Below are 1,208 nucleotides of genomic sequence, written 5' to 3'. Positions count from 1 at the left end.
AGTGATGCATGTCACGGGGGGTGGGTGAACCTGGGGGGTGTGTTGCTCGATGTGTCTGTCGAACCAGCGGGGACACATGGGGAGACAGTGAATGGCGATCCTGCGGCCGCGTGCCACAAAAGCCACAAGTCACGAAGCGGTCATCAGGGCTCTGTATGCGGAGCATGGCCGGGCACTGCTGGCGTACGCGACTCGTCTGACAGGTGATCGGCTGATAGCGGAGGACGTGGTCCAGGAGACCCTGATCCGTGCCTGGCGTCACCCGGAGGTCGTGTCCAACCCGCAGGGGTCGTTGCGGGGGTGGCTGATCACGGTGACCCGCAACCTCGTCGCGGACCGCTACCGTGCCAGGGCCGCCCGTCCGACGGAGGTGGCAGAGAGCGAGACCACGGTCCCGGTGCAGCAGGACCACTCGGACAACGTCGTCGAGTCGATCGTCTTGATGGAGGCTCTCGCCCAGCTCAAGCCCGACCAGCGGAACGTTTTGATGGAGGTCTACTATCACGGGCGCAGTGCCGCCGAGGCCGCGGTACGGCTCGGTATCCCGGAGGGTACCGTCAAGTCCCGGGCTCATCATGCTCTGAAAGCCCTGCGCAAGGTGTATGTGGCCAAGCCCGGCAGCGACGTTCAGCTTCGGAAGGTGGCAGTGTGACCACGCAGGAGCACTCCCATGACGTACTGCTCGGCGCCCACGCGCTGGGCCTGCTCGACGCCGACGAGCGAGCCAGGCTTGAGGAACAGATCGAGGCGTGCGAGGTATGCCAAGTGGAGCTGGCCGATCTGAGGGCACTCGAGGCCGAACTCGGGGAGGTGCCACCTGAGTTCTTCCTGGACGGCCCGCCCGAGGACGGCGATCTGCTGCTCCAGCGCACCCTGCGGCAGGCACGTCAGGAACACACGGTCATCCAGCGCCGTAGGACTGTCGTGACCGGCCTCGTCGCCGCGGCTCTCGCCGGCGTACTGCTCAGCGGCGGATATCTCGCAGGCCAGACACACACCTCCCCCGACACCCTCGCATCCCGGTCCGCCGAAGACCCCGGCGACGGGACATGGACAGGTTCCGCGATGGACCCGGCGACGCGGGCGACGATGAAGGCGACCCTGACACCGGCCGCGGGATGGGTCCGTGTCGACGCAACCGTCGCCGGACTCCAGCCCGGCGAGAAGTGCCGGCTGATCGTCCTGTCGACATCAGGCGAGCGCGAGAT

Annotated in this window: 2 protein-coding genes; both read left to right on the top strand. The window is 66.8% G+C overall.

Features of this window, described 5'->3' with window-relative positions:
* Positions 1-91 precede the first annotated feature (91 nt).
* Positions 92-652 (top strand): sigma-70 family RNA polymerase sigma factor, encoded by a 561-nt coding sequence (locus J2X68_RS40210; protein ID WP_310437548.1) that lies wholly within the window; start codon positions 92-94, stop codon positions 650-652.
* Positions 649-1,208, top strand: a 560-nt coding sequence (locus J2X68_RS40205) for an anti-sigma factor (protein ID WP_310437547.1), incomplete at its 3' end; no start/stop codon positions are given. The genes J2X68_RS40210 and J2X68_RS40205, both read left to right, overlap by 4 nt.

Source organism: Streptomyces sp. 3330 (genome assembly GCF_031456635.1).
In the GTDB taxonomy this organism is placed as follows: Bacteria; Actinomycetota; Actinomycetes; order Streptomycetales; family Streptomycetaceae; genus Streptomyces.
The sequence above is the reverse complement of the archived record's forward strand: the minus strand, read 5'-3'. Positions and strand labels throughout refer to the sequence as shown.